The following is a 26,409-nucleotide window of genomic DNA, read 5'->3' on the forward strand; positions in this document are numbered from 1 at the left end:
ATGTTATAAAATAATAGTATAATTTGACTAAATATCAATATATGTAGTTTACTGTAATATTTTAAAAATAAAAAATAACAAATTTGTAGATTTATATGAGTTTGCATTTTAATGAGGAAATAAAATGATAGAATTAATTTGTCCGGTATGTAATGTACCAATGAAAACTGAAAGATGTACTAAAGCAACCTGTCAGCACAAAACGGTAGTATCGACTACAATATATTGGTGCAATAGTTGTAATGTACCTATTTTTGATAAGCAGTGTACATGTTGTGGTGAAGAGGGTACTTATTTTTCAACAGATATAAGGCCTGTGTTCCCAGAAGAGAGGGTATTACTTGCAATTCTTTTAAAAGAAGAAGATCCGTTATGTTTTGGACAATCATCGGTCTGGTGTAGTGTTAATAGCAATACATATATAATTGATGGAAAAAAGATTAAGATTTCAATAAGTAAAATAAATAAGATGTCTTTAGATAAAATTAAAGAGCTGAAAGCAAAATATGATATTTTCGTAAAGAAAATTAATTATGAGTATTTTAATAAAAATATTGATAAATTTATTGAGTCAAACAGAAACAGATACAATGAAATAAATGATGAAGCAGTAAAATATGTACAGAGTTACAGAAATAAATATAATTTAGAAGATATGTTTGTATCATTTAGTGGAGGTAAAGATTCAACGGTTACATCCCACATTGTAACGAAAGCTTTTGGAACAAGTAAAATATTACATATTTTTGGCGATACAACATTGGAATTTCCTACAACTTATGAATATAAAAAGCGTTTTAGAACTAATGAAGAAACAAAAGGAATTCAAATACTTACAGCTAAAAATAGAGAAAAAATTTTTGAACAGTTATGTGACATTGTTGGCCCTCCAAGCAGAGTAATGCGTTGGTGCTGCACTGTGTTTAAAACAGGAGCAATTCAGAGAACTATATCTTCAGCATTTAGAAATAAAACTAAGATAATTACTTTCTATGGAATAAGAAAAAGTGAATCACCATCTAGAAGCAAATATGATAGAGAGAGTAATAGCCCTAAAATCACAAAACAGATAGTTGTTTCTCCTATAATTAACTGGATTGATTTTGATGTATGGCTATATATTTTAACAAATCATTTAGATTTTAATTATGCATATAAATTAGGATATACGAGAGTGGGATGCTGGTGTTGTCCTAACAATGGATCTAGATCTGAATTTTTATCTAAGTTTTATATGCATGATCAATTTGTAAAATGGAGAAATTTTTTAGTCCAATTTGCAAAGCAAATAGGAAAGCTAGATGCAGAAGAGTATGTTGATAGTGGTAACTGGAAAAAAAGGCAGGGTGGGAATGGACTAGAGATGGCAGAAAAGTCTATTGTTTCATTTAAACCATGTGCTACTGATGAAAATGCATTTAATTATGATCTACAGAGACCTATATCAGAAGAATTGTATGAATTGTTTAAGCCTTTTGGATATATTAATAAAGATTTAGGAAATAAAAGACTTGGTGAAGTTTATATATTAGATAAAAAAGGTAGTGTTGTTTTGATTCTTCAGGGTAGAATTGGTACAAACCATTTAAAAATCACAATTAAAAAGAAAACTATAGCAAAATCTAAGAATCTAGTAGCTGCAGAGGGTAAAGTTAAGTGCCAGCTTACAAAGTATCAGATGTGTATTGGCTGTAAAGCGTGTGAAAGTGTATGTAAGCATGATGCTATTTTACTTATGGAAAATTTGGATGGAACAACATCATATAAAATAAATAATGAAAAGTGTGTAAGATGCACTGAATGTGTATCATACTATGATGCAGGGTGCTATATGCGAAAAGTATTAGCAATAAAGAGAGGATAAAATATGGCAGAAAAGAAAATACCATTTCGTTTAAAAGGACATGAAAAATTTGTATTACGTGATGGCTGGTTAAACAAAGGATTACAGGCAGTAGACAATAACGAGAGAATATTTTTAGAAGATAATGCACCTGATGAACTCGGCGTTGGAAATAATATGGTCAAGTCTATTCGTTACTGGCTAAAGGCATTTAAACTTATTCATGAAAAGCCTGGTAAAGGTGCATATTTAACATCATTTGCAGATGCAATTTTAGAGTATGACAGATATTTTGAGAACGATTTTACTTTATGGATTCTTCATTCTAATTTAGTAAGAAATATTGAAGAAGCAACTACTTGGTATATGTTTTTTAATCGTTGTGATGCAGAGGAATTTAATAGAGAAGAGATAAAAGATATTATTGTAAGTGAAATTATTAAATATGTAAAGCATTCAAACTTTTCAAAATTGTCAGTGAAGAATGATATAGATGTGCTTCTTAATATGTACTGTAAAGAAAAAGGTGCGGACTATGATCCAGAAGATAAAAATGTATGTCCATTATCGGAATTAGGCTTAATATTTAAAAAGAATGATATTTATGTCCGCAGACAGCCTGATATAAGAAAATTGAGTGAATGGGTTATATTATATGAACTCCTTAACATATTTAAAGATAATAAGTCAATAAGTATTGACACTATCTCGCAAGGGGAAAGAAGTATAGGAAATATGTATAATTTATCAAGAGTTACTATAAACGAATATTTAGATAAACTTGAAAATATGGATTTTATAAGAGTTATTAGAACTGCCGGACTTGATGTTGTTATGAAAGAAACTGACATGACTGCAGAGAAAGCTATAGATGAATATTATAAAAATCATCAAATGAGGTAAGTAGCAATGGATAGTTTAAATGAAATAATTAAAGTAAATGATGGTTTTAAGAGAGCTGTTAATTTATATTTAAATTTAAATAAGACAGATAAGATATTAAGTTATATACCAACTAAATCATCGGTTAATATTTTAAATCAATATATGGAATCAGTATTGAAAAATAAGGAACAGGCTTCGGTGCTTATAGGACCTTATGGAAAAGGAAAATCTCATTTATTATTAGTATTATTAGCTGTGCTTTCTTTAGAAAGAACAGATGAAAATAATAAGACAATAAAGAAAGTAATAGAGGCTGTTAAAAATGTTGATGTTGTTGTAGCAAATCAGATGGAAAATATATGGAATGAAAAGAAGAGATTTCTTCCTATAATTATATCAAGTTCATATTCTGATTTAAATCAAGCCTTTCTTCTTGCTTTAAATGATGTGCTAAAGAGAGAAGGATTAACTGACTTAGTGCCTGATACGTATTATTCAGCTGCAGTAGAAAGTGTTGAAAACTGGAAAAATAATTATGCAGAAACATTTAATAAATTTGTAGAGATAATAAAAGAAAAAAATATCAGCTATACAGAAATTATTGCAGATTTAAATGGATATGATAAGAATGCACTTGATGTATTCTGTAGCATATATCCTAAATTAACATCAGGAAGTAAATTTAATCCGATGATTAACACAGACATATTGCCTCTATATAAGAGCATTAATGAAAAACTATGTGCAAATTATCAATATAGAGGAATATACATTGTTTTTGATGAATTCAGCAAATTTATTGAAAGCAGAGATAAAAAATCTGTAGGAAATGAGATGAAACTATTGCAGGATATTTGTGAGCTTGCAGGGGAATCATCTAAAAATGCTCAGTTATTTATAACTCTAGTTACGCATAAAAGCATAAAAGAATATGCTAATTATTTAGGACAGAATATCATTAATTCATTTTTAGGAATTGAAGGCCGTATAGTTGAAAGGTATTTTACTACATCATCTAAAAACAATTATGAACTTATACAGAATGCAATAATAAAGAAAGATAATAAATTTGCAGAATATCCAGAGCTAAGTGGTTATTTTACTGAAGAAAATGCAAAAAAATATTATGATATACCTGTTTTTCGTACTATGTTTGAATATAAAGACTTCAAAAAAATAATATGGAAAGGCTGTTTCCCTCTTAATCCGTTAAGTGCATATGTTTTACTTAATATAAGTGAAAAAGTAGCACAAAACGAAAGAACGTTGTTTACATTTATTTCAAAAGATGAAACTAATAGTATGGCAAGGTATGTAAGAAAACATAATATTTCTATATCTAATAGTTGGACTGTAAATGCAGATGTAGTATATGACTATTTCAAAAATGAATTTCAGAAAGATATCTCAAATACTTTTGTACATGATGAATGGCTTAAGTCAGATTATGCAATATCAAAAACAGATGATGAAAATGAGAAGAAAATATTAAAGTGTTTAGCACTTATAAATATTATAAATAAACCAGATGAGCTTTCAGCGAGGGCACTTTTTTTATACCTAGCATCACAAATTGATGAAACGGAAAATATTCTTGATGAATTAGTAAAAAAGGATCTTATCTATCAAAAAGGTTCTACTAATTGTTATTCATTTAAGACAAGAGTTGGAGCTGATCTTAAACATGAAATTAAAAAACGAAGAAGTGTCAAAGGAGAAAAGTATAATATCAGTTCAGTATTTGAAAATACTTCAGGTATGAACTTTGAAATACCTAAACAATATAATCAGGATTTCTATATGACAAGGTATTTCAGATATGAATTTATTGATTATGAAACTTTTATGTCTATAGATAAGTCAGATTCATTTTTCGATGAAAATAAGTTTTGTGATGGAAAGATTTTACTCATTATCTGCGCTGGAGATGAAAAACCTAATAAGCAGAAAATTATAGAAAAGCTTAATTTATATAAAGATCAGAGGATAATTGTGATAAAACCAGGTATTGTATACACGTCAATAAATCTTATTCAAGACTATGAAATACTAAAGGAATTAACAAAAGATAAGAATTTCATAGAAAATAATCAGGTATTAATTAAAGAAATTGATATTTTTGAGGAGGAAATAAGCAATGAGATAAATGATTATATTGAAAAAGCTTATAGCTTGAAGAATGAGGCGGAAGCGTACTATTTTAATGGAGATAAAGCAGTAGCTTATTTACATAGTGATATAAATAGATTAGTTAGTGAAATATGCAGAAAATATTTTAATAAAACTCCAGTAATTAATAATGAATTAATTAATAAAAATCAAATTACTTCATCACCAATTAAAAAAGCAAGAAAAGCAATAATTGATTATATTTTATCTGGAAAAAATAATGAAACATTCTATAAAGGAACGAATCCTGAGGCAACGATTTACAGAACAACTTTTATTAGAACAAATATTTTAGATAAAAATCCTGATACAGGCATGAAGAGCATTTTAAAAGAGTTCTTAGACTTTATGAAAGAGTGTAGTGTTAAGTGTGAATCATTAGATATAATCATAAAAAAATTGATAAGTAGTCCATATGGTATGAGAAAAGGTGTAATACCTTTATATTTGGCTTATGTTCTTGGTTCTAAAATTGATGATATCGTAGTTTATTTCGGTACAAAAGAAGTATTATTGACATCAGATATTGTAATTAATATGGTTAAAAAACCTGAAGACTATAAATTGCTTGTTGCAAGTGAAAGCATTGAGAGAGAACAGTATATCGAAGGATTATTAAAAACATTTAATGTTGAAGATAGTTACAATTTATCTTCATCAAGATTAAATAATATTATACTAAGTATGCAAAGATGGTTTAGAGCATTGCCTCAGTTTACGAGAAATTTCAAGAAAAAATGTTCGCTATTTTCTAATGAAAATCTGTTTAATGTAATGCTTATGCTAAAGCCTTTATTACAAAAAGCAGATGCAAATCCATATGAAATTCTTTTTGTAAAATTGCCAGAAGCCTGTAGCGATGATAGGAATCTAGATGATACTTTAAAAATTATACAAGAATTTAAAAAAATGCTTGAGAGCCATATGAATTATGTAATTAAACAGACAATCAAAGAGACTATCTTAATTTTTGATAAAAAAGGGAAGCAGGACTTGTACCACACACTTAAAGAATGGTATGAGAAACAGAGCAATATGTCTAAAGAAGGCTTGTATGATAATAAGATAACTGGTCTTATGAACTTCATTCAAGAATTAGACACTTATGATGATATAAGCATTGTTGAGAAAGTAGTAAAGATAATTTCAAATGTGTATATAGAAAATTGGAATGACAATTCTTTAGAGGAATATAAAAAAGAACTTATAAAGGTAAAAGAAGAGATTGAAAAAATTTCTGATGTAAAAGAAAATATGAAAAATAAAAAAATACTTTCTTTTATAGACAGTAATGGTAATAAAATTGAAAGATACTATGAAAGTGTATCAGAAAACACAGGAAGTATAATGAGAAATATTTTTGAAGATACATTAGATGATTTCACAGATTTAAGTGTTAATGAAAAGGTGGCAATTTTACTTGAAATGATAGAAAAAATACTAAAATAAAAAAATTTTTGTGTATTGCAAAGGAGACAATCATGGATAAAAAAGGAATCGATTTTAAAGAAATCGTATGGAATATCGAAGAAAATAAAATCTTACTTCCAGACTTTCAGAGAAAATTTGTCTGGACAGATGAAGAACAACAAAAAAAGATAGTTGCCTCAGTATTAGCACGAATGCCTATAGGAAGTATATTGTTACTAGATTCAAAGCCTAATGAGTATTCATCTAAAGCCATTGGTAGTAGAAAGACTGTGGATATTAGTAAACTTCAAGATAGAGTAAAATTTCTATTAGATGGACAGCAGAGAATGACTGTTTTAACAAATGTGTTTTCAAATGCTATTCATGATTCATGTAATAAAGTATCTGAATTAATATCTCCATCTTTAAAGCGTCGCTTTTTCTTAAGAATACCAAAATGGAAAAAGAGCAAAGAGGAAGAAGATCTTTTTGGTGTACATGAACTTGTATTTAAATATCAACATCCTGATTCAGAAGATCCAGAATTTTTAACAAGCAATATCATGCCATTTATAGAAGTTGAAACATTTTTAGCAGATGATAAATCACCAATTAACCCTAAAACAGAGTTATCAACTACTTTGGATGAATATTGTTATACTCATAATAAAGATGGATATTTAATTCCTCTTTTTTTATTAATTCCACTAGATAACAACAAAAGGAAATCAGTGTTAAGGTTAAAAACAATAATACATAATATAGCATTTAAAATCAAGGATGAAATAATAGATGAATTTTCAAACAAAATATCAGATTTTGATAAAAGTAAATTTATAAAAGAAATCTTTATTACTGAAGATATGAAAAATAATGTGTTAAATGATAATTTGTCATTTGAGCAATTAGTAACTGAATTAGCAGATACTTGGGAGGAAGGATTAAAAAGTTATTTATATGCATGTATAGGAAATATATCGCTTAATGAGATTACTGTATCAGAAAGTCAGAGAGGAAGAGCGATTGATATCTATGAAAATCTTAACAGAGGCGGCGTGAGCTTGAGCACATTTGATCTTATTATGGCAAGGGTAGCAATTGTAAGTACAGATAATTTCTATGAACGTCTTGTTAAGAATATTAATAAAAAAAGGCGATATCCTATAGATGTCGTGCCTGAAGTTATTAAAAGTAGGATGAAAGAACTTTTAGATAAAGGTAAATATAATGCTTCTGTTAATATTGACTGCTATAACGAAGATAAGAATGAAATTGTAAGTACATATATTGATGTCTTTTTAAATGTATTATCGCTCTATTGCTATAATCCTGAGTATAAATATGAAGATTTTAAGATAGATAATATGAAAAGGGATAAAATCTTAAGCTTAAAGCCAAAACAAATTGATCAAAATTGTGAAAAGGTCTGTACTGCTATAGACAGGGCAATGTTCTTTTTTCAGACAAGATGCGGAATACGAAATATTCAGGAAGTCAATTATTCTTTATTAATTGTACTTGTAGCTACTGTATTCATGAAAGATGAATGGTATACAAGTGTTAAAATGCATAAGAGATTAGAAGCTTTGTATTGGTCAGTTTTATTTTCTGGTACATACGATAAGGACCAAAATGTAAGAATGATTTCTAGTTTACAGCAGATAATCAAGACAGAGAGAAAAGAATGTAATGAAAAGTGGCTTAATTCATTAAAAGACGAAGTGTTAAATGCAAAATTTTTTTCTAATAAAGAATTTTTATTGATGGGTGATGTAAATATTGAAAGATACCCTAAAGCAGTAATTAAGAATTTTTTCTGTCAGTATCTTTTAGCTCAGACTTATACTGATATGTTCAGTGAAAATAAAACAATCAATGTGTTTATGGACAAAGTAAATGAACTTGAAGCACATCATATTATCCCATTAGGTTCTGCTAAAAATATAGGACAATCAGCTAAACAATTAAGAAAGAAAAATAATAGTATTTACAATTCTCCACTAAATTTTGTTTACATTACAAGAGAATCAAATAAAAAAATACTAGATGATCCTTTATCTGAGTATGTTACTAAAATCACAAAGCAGGCAAAATCAAAATTATATATTACTGCATTTACACAAACGTCTGATGAAGATAAGACAAAAGGAATTCTATCAGATAGGTTTGATAGTATGCAGGGAGACATTAAAGAGCACATAGAGCAGTTGATTGATCAAAGCAAATAATCTAATATATGTACTTTAATAGTAAAGAAGGTGAATTATGAACAAATGTATTTATTTAGATAATGCAGCAACTACATTTCCAAAACCAGAAGCTGTATATAAAAAAATGGATTTAGTAAATCGTACTCTAGCTGTAAATGCTGGAAGGGGTTCATATAAACTTGCAAGAGAAGCAACAGAATTGATAGACAATACGAAAAGCAAGTTGTTAGAACTTATAAATGCAAAGAGAAATGCCTATATTGCTTTTACTCCTTCTGTGACAATAGCATTAAATCAGATTTTGCAGGGAATAAAATATAGTAACAGTTCTGTAGTATATGTATCTCCGTTTGAACACAATGCAGTTGCAAGAACACTTAATCTTTTGAAAAAGCGACATGGTTTTAAATTGATAGAACTGCCTCTTCAATCTGAAAGTTTAGAGATGGATTTAGATAAAATGAAATATATGTTTTCAAAAGATAATCCATCTTGTGTATGTGTAACGGCAGTAAGCAATGTTACAGGATACATTCTTCCAGTAAAAAATATATTTAAAGAAGCAAAAAAATATCAGGCAATAACAGTATTAGATGCGGCACAGGCTATGGGGTTAATACCAATTGATTTTAAAGAATTAGAAGCTGATTTTATAGCTTTTGCTGGACATAAGACAATGTATGGACCGTTTGGAATTGGCGGAGTAATAATGAATAAGAATGCTACATTAGATGAAGTTATAGTTGGTGGAACAGGAAGTGACTCTCTTAATCTTGATATGCCTCAGCCTTATCCTGGCAAACTTGAATCGGCAAGTAAAAATATTGTTGCTGTGGCAGGATTAAATGCAGCGTTAGATGAGATAGATATTGATAAATCATTTAAATATGAAAAGGAACTTACTAATTATTTAATTGATAAATTAGATAAAGTTTTAGAAGTAAAGTTATATCTTCCAAAAGACAGAAGCAAGCACATAAGTATTGTTTCATTCACTGTAGATAGAATGTCATCCGAGAATGTAGGAATAATTCTTGATGAAGATTTTAATATTGCAGTGCGTACAGGATATCATTGTGCGCCGTATATACATAAATATTTAAAAGATAAATCTTCACTTGGTACAGTAAGGGTAGGTTTAGGAAGATTTAATAATAAAAGTGATATTGACGAATTTATTAAGGCAGTAAATGACATTATTGCTGGTTAGTGAGGTTGATTGTTTGAGCTTTCAGGAACTTAATATTAAAGAAGAATATCGGTCTCTTGTAGATAATGTTTCAAAAAATTTTTACTATCCTATTCTAAAGAATGCACTTTCATATGATAGAGCAGTAGGTTTTTTCTCATCTTCAGCGCTAATTGCAATTGCAGATGGATTGATTCCGTTTGTAAAAAATGGAGGACAGATGAGGCTTATAGCATCTCCTAAATTATCTGATGAAGATATTAAAACTATAGAAAAAGGGTATAAACTGCGTGATGAAGTAGTAAAAAGTGCAGTGATGCGAGAATTATATGAGCCTGTTGATGAAAAAAGTAGCACAAGATTAAATTTATTAGCAAATCTTATTGCAGATAGCAGGCTAAACATAAAAATTGCTATAACAGAATATAAAGGGAAAATAGGAATGTATCATGAAAAAATGGGTGTATTTAAAGATACAGAAAGTAATATAATTGCCTTCTCAGGCTCCATGAATGAAACAATTACTGCGATGAGTCTAAATTATGAATCTATTGATGTTTATTGCTCATGGAAAAATGTAGATGATGAAAAAAGAGTAATAAATAAGGTACAAGCCTTTGAAAAACTATGGAACGATAAAGCTTCTAATATCAGTGTTAAAGATTTCCCAGAAGTTAAAGAATCTATTATAGAAAAATATAAAAAAGAAATACGTAGTTATGATGATTTCAATCAAAAAGATTTTAATGATGAAATTGAAATAGAAAATAAACTTGAAATTCCTGAAAATGTTCCGCAAATTCCAGATAATTTTAACTTGTATAATTATCAGATAGAAGCAATAGAAGAATGGGCAAAAAAAGATTATTGCGGAATATTTGATATGGCAACAGGTACAGGGAAAACGTATACGGCTTTGGCCGCTATTGTCAAACTCTCACAGCATTTAAATAATAAATTAGCTGTTATTATTGTATGTCCATATCAGCATCTAGTGGAGCAGTGGGTTGAAGATATTGTGAAGTTTAATATAAAGCCTATTATTGCATATAGCACTTCTCCACAAAAAGATTGGAAGGAGAAATTAGATGAGAGCGTGAGAGATCAAAAATTAGGTGTTAGAGGAAGAAAATTTTTTTGCTTAGTTACTACAAATGCTACTTATGCAGGTAAATATGTTCAGAACAAAATTATGAGAATCAGAGGAAATACATTACTAATTGTAGATGAAGCCCATAATTTTGGAGCAAGTTCTCTAAAAAACAAACTGCATGATAAATTTCAGTACAGATTAGCCTTATCGGCTACATTAGATAGGCATAATGATGAAGAGGGAACTCAGGCATTGTACCATTATTTTGGCGAAAAGTGTATTGAATATCCTTTAGAGAGAGCCATTAAAGAAGGAAAACTTACAAAATATAAATATTATCCTAGAATAGTATCTTTAGCAGAGGAAGAACTTGAAAAGTATAATTCATTTACTAAAGAAATTATAAAGTGTGTAAAAATAAATAAAAAAGGCAAAAGGGAAATGACTGAGAAAGGAAAAAGACTAGCAATTGCAAGAGCAAGGATTGTTGCTGGTGCTATAAATAAAATTTCACAGTTAAAAGAAGATATAATGCATTATGTTAATGATAATCATATTCTTGTTTACTGTGGGGCCACTAGAATACTAAGTAATACAGAAGAAAATAGTGGCGCTGATGAAGAGGATATAAGACAGATTGATTGTGTTACAAATATGCTTGGAAATGAACTAAATATGAAGGTTTCAAAATTTACTTCAGAAGAAGATATGAATGAAAGAAGAGTTTTAAAAAAAGAATTTTCTGAAGGCAAAAATCTTCAGGCGTTAATTGCAATTAAGTGTTTAGATGAAGGAGTTAATATACCAAGTATTAAGACAGCATTTATTTTAGCAAGTACAACAAATCCAAAAGAATATATACAAAGACGAGGAAGGGTTTTGAGATTATCTAAAGGAAAAGAATTTGCTGAAATTTATGACTATATAATACTTCCAAGACCTTTAAATGAAGTACCAGGTTTAACAGAGGATGAAAGAAAAAAGGAATTACATTTAGTTAAAAATGAATTATCAAGGGCTGAAGAATTTGCAAGACTTGCGTATAATAGCATAGAGTCAAATTCTACTCTTGATGACATTAGAGATACATATGATTTATTTAATGTTGAATTTCAGGAGGATGGGATAAATGAGTAATATTATTCAGATAGATGGTATTGATGTTGATATGGAAAAAGCAACAAAAATGATTAGAAGACTCATTGTAAAGGAAAAAGCTAATTTAAGAACCAAAGAAAAAAGTGATAATGCTATGGTAAATATAATAAAAGATATGATTAAGGAGGAAGTAGAATGCTATTAAAAAGTTTAAAATTGTGTGATTTTAGACAGTTTAAAGGCGAGCAGGATATATACTTTTCTACTGAAGCAGATAAAAATGTAACTGTAGTGATGGGGGAAAATGGTTCTGGAAAGACTACTTTAGCACAGGCATTTACTTGGTGCCTTTATGGCCAAGTTGATTTTGAAGATAAGAATGTTTTATCAAAAGCAAAAGAACAAGAAATGGGATCTAATGAAGAAGCAAAAGTAAAAGTAGAAATACAACTAAGTCATGCAGGCAGAGATTATAATGTCATACGTGAACAGCTATACAAAAAGGATTCAAGAGGGTTATTGAAAAAGCCTAATCAGACAATATTTAAAATTTCATATAAAGGCAAAGATGGACAGCAGGAATTTATAGATAGTTATGAAACTGTAATCAGAATGCAAGAAATTCTTCCCAAAGAGTTATCAAGGTATTTTTTCTTTGATGGTGAACGTATAGAAAATATGAGCAAAGAAATACATAGAGGGAAGGTTCAAGAATTTGCAAGTGCTGTACGAGGTTTATTGGGTTTAAGTGCATTTATAGAAGCATTGAAACATTTAAAAATGTCAATCAAAAGGTATGAGAATGAATATGATTCTAAAAGTGATTCTAAAGTGCATCAATATACTCAAAATATTAATAGCTATAAAAATGAGCTAGAAAACATTGATAAGCAAATAGAAGCAGATGAGAATAGTATATTTACTGCAGAAGACTATATTAAAGAATATGAAAATTTAATTAGAGAAAATTTTGAAAGTAAGAAATTAGCCGAACAAAGAGATGAATTAAGAAAAAAATATAATGATTATGAAACATCAAAGAAAACAGACGTAAAAAATTTATTAGATAAGTTTCATAAAGGTGGAAGTATGTGGACCTCAGGAATAATGATACAGAAAGCATTGGTGGCACTAAGTCAGTCAAATGAGATTGACAAGGGTGTTCCAAACATAAATAAAACTACAATAGAATTCCTCATTAAACGAGGTCATTGTATATGTGGAACTCCGCTGAAATTGGAAAATGAATCATATAATAATTTAATAGAGCTGCTAAATTATATACCACCTCAATCAATTGGAAATATGATTACTCAATTTACTAGAGAATGTGAGTTAAAATGTAGAGGAAGTTTAGATGTATATAAAGATATATCTGATAAATATAAATCAATAAGAGAGTGTGAGAATACACAGGAAAAAACGAAAGAAAAATTAGAAACTATTAACAAAAGTTTAGCTGAAATGAAAGACGTTGGGGAATTACAAAGAAAGGCTAGTTATTATCGAGATGAAAAGACTAAAGCAGATAAAGAGAAAAACAGATTACTGGTTAAAAAAGGTAATATAACTTTTGAGCTTGAAAGAGTTGAAAATTTCAGACATGAATTAGTATTGAAAGATAAAAATAATAGAAAAATTGAACAGCTTAAAGCATATGCAAAATATATGTATAAATATTTAGATGGAATATATAAAGATGAAGAAAAAGAAATAAGAAACAGTCTTGAGAAAGTAATAAATGAGATATTTCATAAAATCTATAATGGAGGATTCTCTTTAAAAATTGATGAAAAATATAATATCAAGGTAATAGTAGATGACTATCAAGGTTATATTGATGATGTTGAAACTTCAACTGCACAGAGTATTTCCATAATATTTGCATTTATTGCTGGTGTGATTAAAATGGCAAGAGATAATAATGCAAATGAAGATTCAATGATGATATCAGAAGCATATCCGCTTGTTATGGATGCGCCATTATCTGCATTTGATAAAACAAGAATTCAGACTGTATGTGAAGCACTTCCAAAGGTCGCAGAGCAAGTAATAATATTTATAAAAGATACAGATGGTGAAATTGCTGAAAAACATATGGGCAGTAAAGTAGGTGCACATTATTATTTTGATAAGAAGAATGAATTTGAAACTTATTTAAAGGAGAGGTAATATGTTTGATAAAGAATATTCTTTTAGAGGTTCTCATGCAGAAAAAGTTGATCAATTAACTGCAAAGTTTGATGATGAAAATCAACTATTTCAAAAAAATAAGGATGTACTTGTTATGGCCCCGATTGTTGGCTTCTTATACCAGAGAAAATCTGATGTAACTTCAGGTGAAGCAAAAAAAATAAATGGACAACAAGTGAGCAGTATATTTGATGATTTATGGTTTAATTATAGATTAATTATGTTATTAGATAAAAATTATGAACCAGACTTTGAAAAAAGAGTAGATAAAGCGTTTAGATATTACAATACAGATAAAGCAAAACCAGATGAAGAATTGTTTAATCAATATGTAAGAGGTGGTGTTGATGTATTGTATGAAAAATTAATTGAAAAGTCAACTTCTCCTTCGGACTATTTAAAGCACTTGTATGATTTTATGGAGGAACTTGATGAACGCTATAATAAAACTGTTGATATAGAAAATATTCAAGAGTTGTGCGCGTTAGCAAGAAAATAGATTATGGATGCAGATAAAAGAGAAAAGGTAATTAATGAGCTTACAGAAAAATACAAATGGAGAGGATATTTAACAGAAGATGAGATTATAGATTGTTGCACTGATACTGGCCTAGGTTTAGTAGATCTTGATTTTGTATGTGATAATATAGTATTACGAGGATTTATAATTAGGGATACAGTTGAAGAAAAAAAAGAAAACACAGAACAAAATGAAAATAAAAATGATGAAGATAGAAGTCGTACTGATTATGATATATTATTTAGAAAAATAATACAAAAGTATCCCTCAATGTGGTATATAGTAAAATATATAAGTAAAATTGATCCACCTAAATATCGTGAATGGAAAAAATTAATACTAGAAGCTCAAAATAATAATAAATATGCAAGGGATAGATTAATACATATGTATTTAAGGAATGTTTTGAAGTTAACTTATTCATTTGCTGAAGCATATAATTGTGATTTTGAAGAATGTTTTAATTTTGGTGTTATAGGTCTGATGAGGGCAATTAAAAAGTATGATATTATTAGTTCAGATACATTTGTAAGATATTTTCCGTGGTGGATAATACAAACTATGCAAAGATGTTGTTCAATAAAGAATACAGTGTTATATACACCAGTTCATTTAAATGATAAGTTATTTAAATTTATCATTCCTATAGTTAAAAATCAAAAGATATTAGAGTGTTCAATGGAAGAATCTTTTGATTATCTTGAGGATTTAGAGGATAATAATGTCATAGAAGATATGAAAGAAACTGGGCTTTTATATGGTATATTACCTGCATATAGTTATGAAGATATTTTATCAAATGAAAAGTTAAGTGATAGTTTCAGTGATAATGGTTTGTTTGAGAATAAAATGATAGAAAAAGTATTTAAGGATGAATTAAAAGAAAAAGTAAATTATTATCTTGGAAGATTGAAACAAAGAGAACGCTCAGTTATAATTAGAAGATTTGGATTAGAAGATGATAGGAAAGAGACATTAGAAGAAATAGCGAATCATCTTGGTGTTACAAAAGAAAGAATAAGGCAGATAGAAAAGAAAGCTCTAAATAAATTAGGACGTAGATTAAAAAAGATTATTATATATTAAAAAGTAAGTTTATTTTTAAGAAAAGTTTGATATAATATAAATAAGAAATACTTAGTGTTGGTAACACTAAGTATCCTAGAACAAAAGTAGATATCCCAAATTTCATCTTTGGTGCTAGTCATTTTCACAGAGTGCTTATTTTGTTTTAGGGTTATTGGACGAATTAAATAGAAATTTAATTAAGAGAAGAGCACACTAATCTTGTGAGGATGGGTGCTTTTTTTCTTTGCTATTAATTTCTATGTAAGTACCAAGAAACTTTATCTCAATAATTAACTTAGATATTGTACCATAATTATAAAAAAGTATATAGAGGTATTTGCTGGAAGATGATATGTGAAGCGCATTAATATAAATTGTATTTTATCTAATTATATGCAGGAATTTAACTATTTTTGTAGAAGCATAATATAATTGATAAAATTTGTTAATTTATACATAAGGTTGAAATTATTATAAATAAGAAATGGGGGGTGAAAGAAAATATGAAACATAAATGTTATTATTTCATTTACTGAATTTTTCAGTTTCCTGTCTGCTATCTCTGAGACAAAGAATGGAAGCATTGGGCGTACACTACGTGCGCTAAAATATATATCAGCTTTTTTCAAAGAATATGGAATCGCAAATTTAAAGGCAAATTTATCTATGATCACTTTGAAAACAGCACCTATAAAGTTAATTCCTGTATTACTCACAAGAAGAAATATAAGACATAGTATCTGCTATTGATCTTGAAATTTCAATTGGAATTTGCGATAATACCGTTCTGATTTTGTCATTAATGAAGGAGAACTGCTAAAGTATGTGAATAATAATAGTTAAAATCAAATTTAACTAATATTGAGTTAAATGAAATGAAATAATTAATTGTCTATGGAGGTATGAATGTGAAAGAAATAAGGATATTGCATTGTGCAGATATGCACCTTGGTGCAGAATTATCAACATTGGGAAGAAAAGCAGTGACAAGGAGGGCTGAAGTTAAAAGGACATTTTTGAATATTTTAAAATTATGTCAGGATGAAAAAATACAATTATTGCTGATAGCGGGAGATTTATTTGATAATGTTCATGTTCAGAAAACTATGCTGGAAGAAATAAAAAATGGGTTTGCAGGACTGGAAGGTACTATTGTGGCAATTGCACCTGGAAATCATGATCCAATTACTGAAGATTCACCGTATTTGTTAAAGGATTTCTGGCCCCGTAATGTCATTATTTTTAAAGGTGCATTAGAAAAAATAGAACTTGAAAAATTGGGAGTTCGTCTGTGGGGAGGAGCTTTTACGGGAACATATCAAGTCGATTCCATGTTGAAGAATTTTACCATTCCAGATGATGAGTTAATTAATATCTGTGTAATTCACGGAGAACTTGTCGGCCCGCATCAAAAGAGCAATTACAATCCAATTACAGAAACGCAGCTTAAAAATAGCAAAGTTGATTATGTTGCTTTAGGACATATTCATAAACAGACTGAAGTATTAAAAGCTGGCAATACATATTATGCCTATTCAGGATGCCCGGAAGGAAGGGGATTTGATGAGATTGATGAAAAAGGTGTCTACATTGGGACAGTTTCAAAAGGGCTGTGCAGGCTAAAATACCGTAGATTGTGCCAGCGTATGAATGTTGAACTTCATGTAGACATTTCTGATGCAAAGAATTCAAAAATGGCTGCGGATATTATACTGGATAAAATGAAGTCAAGATGTGAAGAAAATTATTCAGAAAATCTTTACAAGGTGATTCTGGAGGGAATGATTGCAGACAATGTCAGTATTGATATTGATGATATCAAGGCAATTTTATATGAGATATTCTTTGTTAAAATTAAAGATCATACTACAGTAAAGATAGATTTTGACGCGGTTCCGGAGGAAACGACACTTAGGAATATTTTTATACGGAAGATGATGGAACGAATAAATGATGCAGGACCTGATGAAAAAGAAAAATTAAACAAGGCACTCAGACTTGGATTGAAGGCATTTTTCGGGGAGGTAAAATATAGTGAAGATTAATAAATTGCAGATAGGCAGTTTTGGCAAATTCAAGGACTATGAATTAGAATTAAAAGATGGTTTTCAACTGATATACGGGAAAAATGAGGATGGAAAATCAACCTTGATGGCATTTATTAAAATAATGTTTTACAGCAAACTGGAAAGGGGCAAGGACATAAATAAAAATCTGAGGAAGAAATACCAGCCATGGGATGGTTCCATGATGAATGGAGCAATCGAATTTGAACATGATGGAACATGTTACCGCCTGCAGAAAGATATGGGGGCTACTCCTGGAGCAGATAAAGTAAAACTTATCAATATGGACACTGGAGAGGAAGTATCTTTTGGTAAAAATGAAGAGATTGGAAAAAGATTTTTTGGCCTTGATTTGGACGGGTTTGAACGCAGTGTTTATATAAGTAATATCGGAAGTTTTTCTTCCAATGGGAATAATGATGAAGTTGCAGAAAAATTGATGTCAAATTTAGTTCTTTCAGGAGACGAAAATGTATCCCAGCAATTGGTGATAAACCGTATTAATGATGCAATAGAAGATATGGAATCTAAGAGAGGAAAAAAGGGAATACTCGTTGAAGCTAAAAATGAAATTGACTCTTTGCATAATGAATTGGTGGATATTCAAATACTTGAAGATGAACAGAAAAAAAACATGGAAGAATATCAGTGCCTGAAAACAAAGTTGAATGAGCAAAAAAATATTAAAGACTTGCTGGAACTAAATACAAATAGAAATAGACTAAAGCGAGTAAATTCTCTTATTGAAAAAATAATGGGGTACACTGAATCAGAAAAAAAATTAGAAAAAGAAAATATTCCATTTAAAAGTCTTAAGGCATTTTTAACGGAATGCAATTCACTGATGGATGAAAGTGAAAAAGTAAGCGGAAGCCTGGAAAAGCTGAAAGGATCAATTAAAAATGAAGATTGTAATGGAAATAAGCTTATTCCAGTAAGTAAAAAGGAGTATAAATGTCTAAATGAACTGGTCAGCAAGGAAAAAACACTTAAAGACTTGCTAAAGAGAATTGATGAATGTTTTTTACCGGCGTTCAGGTCTTTTATAGAAGCAAAAAATAGTTATCAAAATGCAGAAACACTGTTAAGAAAAGAAACTGAACTGGCAGGGCAATTGCAAAAATTTCATAAAGCTTATAAAAGTTATGAAGAAGAAAAGAGTACCAGAATAGCAGATAAAGAGAAGATTACAAGAGACTTTGAAAAAGACAGGGCAAAGTGGAATTCCGAAAAACAACTGAGAGAGCAGCATATTGAATTTACAAGTGAAAAATTGTCAATGCAGGGCAAATTGACACAAACATCAGGTAAAGAAAGCCAGAATAAAAATTTATTACTGATTTTTAGTGTTATACTTGGCGTCATTTCACTTATACTTGCAGTAAAAATCAGTTCACTTGCAGCAATTGGAGTTGTTCTTGCCGCTGGAATAGGTGTATTTGCAATCAAGTCCGATAAACAAAGTGATAAAACGGAAAAAGGCAATAAATATGATTCAACAAGTAATCTAAAGCAGGAATTGCAAAATCTCAAAGTTCAAAGTGAAAGGGAAGACAGGAGGGTTTCTGACAGGACAAAAGATTATGAGGATAAAATAGCGGATATTTCAAGTAAAATTGATAGAATTGAAGAAAAGTTAAAATCGTTAATAGAAAATAATAATGCCTACATGAATTCAATGGATAAATGTTCACAGCTGAAAAATGAGAAAGATATAGCTTTAAATTATCTAAATACGAGAAAAAGCATTTTTTCCCAGGAATTGAACTATATGCTTGAAAAATATTCGGGAAATTCAAACTTAAATGCAGAAGCAAAAATTACAGTTTTACAGTCGGAAGATTTAAAAGAAATAGATGCTGTCAGCTATAGAAATAAAATTGAGGAACTTTATAATGCTGTAGAACTGGAAATTAAAGAAAAAATGAATGAAAAATCGTGTACATCGATAAAAAAATATGAAAATAAATATCTGGAGTATGCTTCCAACATGAAAAATCATGATGCTGTTACCAGGGTTCAGGAAGAGTACTTAAAAAAAGCCGGACAATTTCTGGATAAAGTGAATGAATATGAAATTACACCGGACTATGAAGCTGCTAAAGTTTTAGTACAAAAGCTTCAAGAAAAAATTTCTCAATTGGAAAGAGAAAAATATGAAGTGCTCAATATAGCAAAGGGAATGGGATATGATTCTCCTTCACTTGATCATTTAAATGAGGAAAAAAATAAATTGGAAGCATCAATAAAACGATTTGAGTCTGTAGGAGATATTAATTATTCCATAGAAGAATTAAAACAAAAACAGAAAGATTTTGCGTCTCAAAATATTGAACAACAATTTTTCGATTTGCAGAAAAAAATTAAGACACCGGATAAAAATTCAAGTCAGATTCAAGAAGAAATAGATGAAAAGGAAAAAGATATGGATGAAAAGACACAATACTTTGATTGTCTTAAAATTGCATCAGAAGTAATGCAGGAAGCTTCAGATGAGGTGCGTAAGAGTTTTGGACCGCAGTTAAACAGGAAGACTTCAGAAATATTCAAAAGCCTGACTAATGGAAAATACGGGAATATTCTTGTAACAAAAGATTACGATATTTCTATCCAGTCAGGTATACACTATAGGGAATGGAAATACTTGAGTAATGGAACAGTTGACCAGGTTTATCTGGCATTAAGATTAGCTATTGCAGAGCTTATTTCTGATAAAAACATTTATTTACCTTTATTTTTAGATGATGTGCTGATGCAGTATGACGACGAAAGAATGGATGCAGCCTTGAAGTTTTTGTCTGATTATGCAGTTCAAAAAGGGGATGAATTTCAACTGCTTTTGTTCACCTGCCATCAGAATATAATAGAACGAGCAAAGCATTATACTAATGAGGCAGTTAAAATTTGATGTAATAAGTAATTTTTCTATTTGACTTTATTATAAATTTGGATTATAAAGAAATAAATATAATAATTATTAGACTAAATTACAAATCTCTATAATTAATATTTGTTATAATGGTGAATTTTTATGGAGGTGTTTAAGATAAATTTTCTATATTGGAATGTTTGTAATAATAATATTTCTTCATATATTGTAGATGTATGTGTAGAAAATAAAATCAATATATTGATTTTAACAGAGTGTAAAAATATAGACGTAGATTACTTGATAAGAAAATTAAGAGATGAAGGTATGTTTTTTCAGGTTGAAAGAATTAATAAGGATTCTAGAATAATGCTTTTACATAATACAGAAGGGCAAATAAATGTTATAAAAGAAAGTAAATATTATTCAGCATTTAATATAAATGATGGAGATAAAAAAACTTTACTTTTTACATTACATCTTCCAAGCAGATATAAACAAGAAAAAGATGACTTAAACATGTATGCTTCGCAAATTATAAGGGAATTTGAGCAGCTTGAAGAAGAACGTAATACTGAAAATAGTATAGTTGTAGGCGACTTTAATATGAATCCTTTTGATAGTGGAATGATTTCAGCATTAAGTTTTAATGCAGTTATGTGTCCGGAAATTGCTAAAAGAAGAAGCAGAAAAGTTTTACAAGAAGAAAGAAAATTTTATTATAATCCGATGTGGCACCTTATGGGAAATGCTTCAAATTTGTCTAAGGGAACATTTTATTATTCAACTGAAATGAAAAGTTACTATTGGTATACGTATGATCAAGTTATATTAAGACCAGATTTAATAAATAAATTTGATATCAATAAGTTAAAAATAATTGATGTTATTAATAAAAACAGTTTAATAAGTAGAAATAATATACCTGACAAAAAAAGAATATCTGATCATTTGCCAATTAAATTTGAATTCAATATGGAGGTAATGAAAAATAATGGATAATTTATGGAACTTACAAGACATTGATAAAAAAGTATCTAATTCTCCTAATTTAATACTAGAGGAACAAGCAAGGTATTTTGAAAAGACTATAAAGGGTGTTTTATATGCAAAAATCATAAATACAAGATTAAAAAGCAATGATGATGTGCAGGAATATAAACTTGCTACAAGTTTTAACATAGTATCTCCAGAATTAGACAACTATACCTATACATTATTTACAGTATATTCAAATCCAGAAGCTAACTACCCGGTGGCTATTTCAGTAAATAATAATGAAGATTATATAGACATTGATTATACTTGTAATAATGAAACAGAATTTATTAGAGATTTATCTAAAATTTTAAGTTCTGATAAGGTGACTGACATTATTGAAGTACTTTATTCAAAAAGCAAAAATTTTTAACATATACTCAAACATACAACAACTTATTATAAACAGCGTTTTTGTTCCAAGTGTGGAGTTACCACTATAGTTGAATACACTTTTAATAATGAAATCTAAATATGAAAAAGATATCTTACCATTTATAGAAGATTTTGGTGCCTTTATAAATTTTATTTTGGAGAAAGATCCAGATTTATCAAATAAAACTCAAGTTTTAGGTAAAAACCTCTGTTTTGAATTAAATTCTCACCTGCATTTTCAAAGGACTGCAATCAAAGCAAGTTATACTCAAGAACAATATATAGCTATAGATTTATTTTTTAAATTAGCAGTTAAAAGTAGATTGTTTTTAATACAGATCAATAATAAAAATAAGTTCAAACTAATAAAAACAGTTTGTTTAGAAGAATTCTTAAACTTAAATATTTATGAAAAATATGTATTTCTACTTGAAGTTTTTTGGACTACATATGATTTTGAAGAAGAATTAAGACATAATGTTTTCGAGTTTATCGAGCTTTTAAATGTAATTAGTAAAACTAATAGTTATAGCAAAATATTTAAAAATGATGTTGGTTATGGAGGTTTCTTTTCATATTATTCTAAGATTACAAGGATATTAAGAATACTAGGAATATGTGAATTAGAGTTTATAGATAGTGTTAAAAGTAAATACGATGATTCCATAAAAAGTATTATGCCAACAGATTTTGGTAGAGAAATAAGTAAAACTTTAATAACAGCTTTAGATTATATAAATATTGAAGATTATATCATAAGTATTCTTAAAGAAAGATTGAATCTTAAGAATAGTGAAGAAGATAAAGCATTTATTGAAATTATATCAATGGTTTTTGAACCTAAGTTAATTAGCAAAACTATAAATTGTAATGTTGAAATTAATAAAAAAGGAACTTATATATTAAAAGTTTTATTAGGTAAGAATCTTTGGAGAGTGCTAAAACTATCTCATAATACGACATTTCATGAATTACATTTATTAATTCAACAAGCTTTTGATTTTGATAATGATCATATGTATGCTTTTTATACTGGCACAAGTAGAAGAACAGGAAAAGAGTTGTATTCAGCTAATCCATTTGGTGAAAGTGATGAATATGAAGAATTAACCATAGAAGAGGCGGACATTTATAAAGGTCAGCAATTTATATATTTATTTGACTTTGGTGATATGTGGGAATTTAAAATACAAGTAATGGACTTTATAGAAAATGAAGAATCTACTCCCCAAATCATTGAGAGCAAAGGAGAATCACCACAGCAGTATCCTGATTGGGATTAGATAAAAGTAGTAATAATCAGCTGTTTTAAGCTTTTTAGGTATGCTTAAGGTGTTTTTAGAAAAGAGTTCTAATAAATTACAAAGATGTGCGAAAGTAGATAGCCCAATATTCAATTATACTTGGATATTATACTATAATTATGAAAAAGTATATAGAGATATTAAAGCTATTCCACTAATTTCAATACTTGAGGCATAATTAGTTTTTGAGATGCTTTTGTTCACCTGTCATCAGTATATAATAGAACGTGCAAAGTCTTATGGTACTGTAGTGGTTAAAATTTGATGTAATAAAGCTTGCCTGATTGGCAGAGGGATGATGTTAGAGGAGCTATTGATGTTGAAGAAATATTTCTTTAAGTCCTAAATTTGGTTGAGGATGAACAGGTTTACAGAATCTATGGTCTGCTTGACGTACTGAAGTAAGACGTGAATTGATAAAAGGAAATGCATTAGTATAAATTTAATATCATATATTGGTAATTGAAATTAATTTACTTCACCCCTGTTATATCAAGGATGAAGCATTTTTACATGAAGCTTTATTTGATATGTATTTTAAAAGAGCTTCGCAGCCTATTTTTATATCATCATAGGTCTCATCAAAATTACCTGTGTACCAGGGATCTGCAATGTCCCCTGAAGTATCTGAGAAATCAAGAAGCTTTGTAACCTTGTTTTGAGAATCTTGTCTCTTGTGCCCCTATGAACAGGATTGCCGATCTCTTCGGTGCTTGTTGCAGAGGATGCTATAAAGAAGTTATCTTCAAGTCCGCGTTTGTTGACTATATCTTTTAATACAAATTCAGCCATTGGTGAGCGGCATATGTTGCCGTGACATACAAACATTATTCTGATCATATATTATACCTCGTTTAAATAATATTTTTGTTTTCAATTGACATAACAAATAAATTATATCATGCTTTTATTATGCAGACAAAATTAAGGCTAAGTGTAGTAAATGAGTGTCTGAATATAGATTCATAGGCTTTTACTATGGGATATATCTTAGACATAGTATATTTTGTAAAAGCGAATTTAAATCTTCCATAATAATTATATAAATTTAAGGAGAAAATGTTTATGCGTGAATTAACACAATTAATTAAAGATGACATGAAGCCTGCATTGGGGGTGACAGAACCAGGTGCAATTGCCTTTGCAGTAGCAAAAGCAAAAAGCTATACAAAAGGAAATGTGATAAAAATAAATGTGGCAATGAACAGTGGTATGTATAAGAATGCCTTTACCTGTGGTATACCAAACAGCAGCGAAGTTGGCAATGTCTTTGCTGCAGCGTTGGGTTACGTGGCAGGAGATGCAAAAAAAGGCCTCGAAGCATTGAAAAATGTAACAGAGAAGGACAATATAGAAGCCCATAAACTCGTAAAATCTGGTGCTGTAACAATTGAACTTAAGGGAATTACAAGTAAAATATTTATAGAAGCTGCAGTTATTACTGAAAGTGATACAGCTGTTGTTACCATAGAGGATTCTCATACAAATATCACAAAGATTATTGTAAATGGAAAAGTAGAAATGGAACAAAAAGGTGAAAAAGAGGATGACGGTGATGAGCTGTCAAAAGAAGTATTTGATATACATAAATATACTCTTCAGCAATTATACGATTATATTACAACTGTTGATATTAAAGAAATAAGTTTTATAAAAGAAGCTTATAAAGTTAATCTTAAATTATATGGTGAAGGGTTAAAGAACCCTAGAACAACATTTGCCAGACATCTTCTGAAAAACAATGGAGGAAAGGAAATCTCTAAAAATGAACAGTCTACTGCATCTTTACTTTGCAATGCGGCAATTGAAGCCCGTGTAATTGGTTTGGATAAGCCGGCAATGAGTATTACAGGTTCTGGTGCCCATGGAATTATAGCTACAATGCCTTTGTATGCAGCTTATAAAGTAAATGGTTATACAAAAGAACAACTCCTTCGTGCTACTGCACTCAGCTATTTAGTTTGCATGTATATTAAAGAGTATTCTGGAAAGCTTTCGGCCTTTTGTGGATGCGCAATAGCAGCAGGTTCTGGAATGGCATGTGCATTGGTATATTTGCGAGGTGGAACTGTAGATATGATGGCCCATGTGCTTAACAATATGGCTAGTAGTATTACTGGTATGATATGCGATGGGGGAAATCAGGGATGTACTATGAAAGGAATTGTTGCTGTAGATGCTGCCTATAAAGCTGTAGATTTTGCAATGAACGGTATATATATTGATGATGTACACGGCATTAATGGTAAAACTCCTGAAGAAACCATGAAGAATATGGGTTGCATTGCATCTCCAGGAATGATTGGTACCGAAAAAACTATTGTGGAGATTTTTGAAAACAAAAGAAAGATTAATTCAAGTTACATAAATGACGTGATATAATAAGGTAAGATGTTGAACAGGCTATCACTGAAGGTCTATCCGATGACGTAGCTGCTCTAATACTCCCACTTTTCCAAGTTTACGTTGCGAGCAGCTACGTCCCTGGATAACGATTTCTCCTAAAGGATAACGCCTTCTAAGTTCTGAAGCATTAAGAAGCCTGTTAATAAGCATCAGGTGGAGTCAAAACTCCATCTGATGCCAAGAACTCTGTTTATATAAGAATGGGAAAACTGTAAGAAATAATAGATTGACTAAGCATACAACTCAAATATATAATATTATATATTTGAGTTGTATGTGAATTATTATAATTGTATGTTGAAGAAGATGAAATAGCTTAAAAAAGTAATAGATAAGTTTAAAATATGAATTATTGTATTTAATAGGAGAAATTATGATAAAAAAGATAATTAATAAAATTAGAAAAAATTTTTTTGCTCAGGTTATTTCAAAAAATCCAAAATTACAAATTATATTTAATAGTGTTATAATGTTAGCTTTGACAATATTTCTAATATTTACATTTATTTCTTATAAAACACTTAAAGATAGTTACAACAATGAAACTATAGGGTTTCTAACTAAAATATTAACTTATACAGAATAATTAAAATTCTTCTCCAAATACTAAATGTACGGAGAAAGGAGTTTTAATTATGGGAAGAAAATCATTTGAAATAGAATCACTGTATGA

At 29.3% G+C, this 26,409-nt stretch carries 17 protein-coding genes and 1 pseudogene; 17 read left to right on the forward strand and 1 reads right to left on the reverse strand.

Going from position 1 to position 26,409, the window contains the following annotated elements:
* The first annotated feature begins 124 nt into the window (after positions 1-124).
* The 15 genes from CLRAG_RS04795 to CLRAG_RS04865 all read left to right on the forward strand — a co-directional run bounded on the left by CLRAG_RS04795 (position 125) and on the right by CLRAG_RS04865 (position 23,309).
* On the forward strand, positions 125-1,864 hold the full coding sequence (locus CLRAG_RS04795; RefSeq protein WP_242872092.1) for a phosphoadenosine phosphosulfate reductase domain-containing protein: 1,740 nt from the start codon (positions 125-127) through the stop codon (positions 1,862-1,864).
* A 3-nt stretch (positions 1,865-1,867) separates the two neighbouring features.
* A complete protein-coding gene (locus CLRAG_RS04800; protein ID WP_065077347.1) occupies positions 1,868-2,746 on the forward strand; it encodes a DUF4007 family protein in 879 nt (292 codons plus the stop codon).
* A gap of 6 nt (positions 2,747-2,752) precedes the next feature.
* The gene (locus tag CLRAG_RS04805) at positions 2,753-6,346 is read left to right on the forward strand and encodes a hypothetical protein (RefSeq protein ID WP_065077348.1); all 3,594 of its coding nucleotides are present in this window, start codon (positions 2,753-2,755) and stop codon (positions 6,344-6,346) included.
* A 32-nt stretch (positions 6,347-6,378) separates the two neighbouring features.
* A complete protein-coding gene (locus CLRAG_RS04810) occupies positions 6,379-8,535 on the forward strand; it encodes a DUF262 domain-containing protein (protein ID WP_065077349.1) in 2,157 nt (718 codons plus the stop codon).
* A gap of 37 nt (positions 8,536-8,572) precedes the next feature.
* Positions 8,573-9,727, forward strand: a complete 1,155-nt coding sequence (locus CLRAG_RS04815) for an aminotransferase class V-fold PLP-dependent enzyme (RefSeq protein WP_065077350.1) — start codon at positions 8,573-8,575, stop codon at positions 9,725-9,727.
* A 13-nt stretch (positions 9,728-9,740) separates the two neighbouring features.
* Positions 9,741-11,936 carry a DEAD/DEAH box helicase family protein gene (locus CLRAG_RS04820; protein WP_065077351.1) on the forward strand — a complete coding sequence of 732 codons (2,196 nt, stop codon included), beginning with the start codon at positions 9,741-9,743 and terminating at the stop codon, positions 11,934-11,936.
* Positions 11,929-12,102, forward strand: a complete 174-nt coding sequence (locus CLRAG_RS20435) for a hypothetical protein (protein WP_154104939.1) — start codon at positions 11,929-11,931, stop codon at positions 12,100-12,102. The genes CLRAG_RS04820 and CLRAG_RS20435 overlap by 8 nt, the downstream gene beginning before the upstream one ends.
* Complete coding sequence (locus tag CLRAG_RS04825) at positions 12,093-14,069, forward strand: AAA family ATPase (RefSeq protein ID WP_065077352.1); 1,977 nt, start codon at positions 12,093-12,095, stop codon at positions 14,067-14,069. Before CLRAG_RS20435 ends, CLRAG_RS04825 begins: the two co-directional genes overlap by 10 nt.
* A 1-nt stretch (position 14,070) precedes the next feature.
* The gene (locus CLRAG_RS04830; RefSeq protein WP_065077353.1) at positions 14,071-14,589 is read left to right on the forward strand and encodes a hypothetical protein; all 519 of its coding nucleotides are present in this window, start codon (positions 14,071-14,073) and stop codon (positions 14,587-14,589) included.
* Between the two features lie 3 nt (positions 14,590-14,592).
* Positions 14,593-15,696, forward strand: coding sequence for a sigma-70 family RNA polymerase sigma factor (locus CLRAG_RS04835; protein WP_065077354.1), 1,104 nt, complete (start codon positions 14,593-14,595; stop codon positions 15,694-15,696).
* 890 nt (positions 15,697-16,586) lie between these two features.
* Entirely contained in the window at positions 16,587-17,723 is a 1,137-nt protein-coding gene (locus CLRAG_RS04845; RefSeq protein WP_065077356.1) for a metallophosphoesterase family protein, read from the forward strand.
* Positions 17,713-20,652 carry an ATP-binding protein gene (locus CLRAG_RS04850; protein ID WP_065077357.1) on the forward strand — a complete coding sequence of 980 codons (2,940 nt, stop codon included), beginning with the start codon at positions 17,713-17,715 and terminating at the stop codon, positions 20,650-20,652. Before CLRAG_RS04845 ends, CLRAG_RS04850 begins: the two co-directional genes overlap by 11 nt.
* A gap of 123 nt (positions 20,653-20,775) precedes the next feature.
* A complete protein-coding gene (locus CLRAG_RS04855) occupies positions 20,776-21,615 on the forward strand; it encodes an exonuclease/endonuclease/phosphatase family protein (RefSeq protein WP_065077358.1) in 840 nt (279 codons plus the stop codon).
* Positions 21,608-22,024, forward strand: coding sequence for a hypothetical protein (locus tag CLRAG_RS04860; RefSeq protein WP_065077359.1), 417 nt, complete (start codon positions 21,608-21,610; stop codon positions 22,022-22,024). The genes CLRAG_RS04855 and CLRAG_RS04860 overlap by 8 nt, the downstream gene beginning before the upstream one ends.
* A 70-nt stretch (positions 22,025-22,094) precedes the next feature.
* Positions 22,095-23,309, forward strand: coding sequence for an IS1096 element passenger TnpR family protein (locus CLRAG_RS04865; protein WP_065077360.1), 1,215 nt, complete (start codon positions 22,095-22,097; stop codon positions 23,307-23,309).
* Between the two features lie 508 nt (positions 23,310-23,817).
* Here the strand turns inward: CLRAG_RS04865 and CLRAG_RS04870 are convergent.
* Positions 23,818-24,170, reverse strand: a pseudogene (locus CLRAG_RS04870) (arsenate reductase/protein-tyrosine-phosphatase family protein).
* A 225-nt stretch (positions 24,171-24,395) separates the two neighbouring features.
* Here CLRAG_RS04870 and CLRAG_RS04875 point away from each other — a divergent pair.
* Both CLRAG_RS04875 and CLRAG_RS04880 read left to right on the forward strand, forming a co-directional pair.
* Entirely contained in the window at positions 24,396-25,712 is a 1,317-nt protein-coding gene (locus tag CLRAG_RS04875; RefSeq protein ID WP_065077361.1) for an L-cysteine desulfidase family protein, read from the forward strand.
* A gap of 397 nt (positions 25,713-26,109) precedes the next feature.
* Positions 26,110-26,322 (forward strand): hypothetical protein, encoded by a 213-nt coding sequence (locus CLRAG_RS04880; RefSeq protein WP_065077362.1) that lies wholly within the window; start codon positions 26,110-26,112, stop codon positions 26,320-26,322.
* The last annotated feature ends 87 nt before the right edge of the window (positions 26,323-26,409 follow it).

Source organism: Clostridium ragsdalei P11 (assembly GCF_001675165.1).
GTDB lineage: Bacteria > Bacillota > Clostridia > Clostridiales > Clostridiaceae > Clostridium_B > Clostridium_B ragsdalei.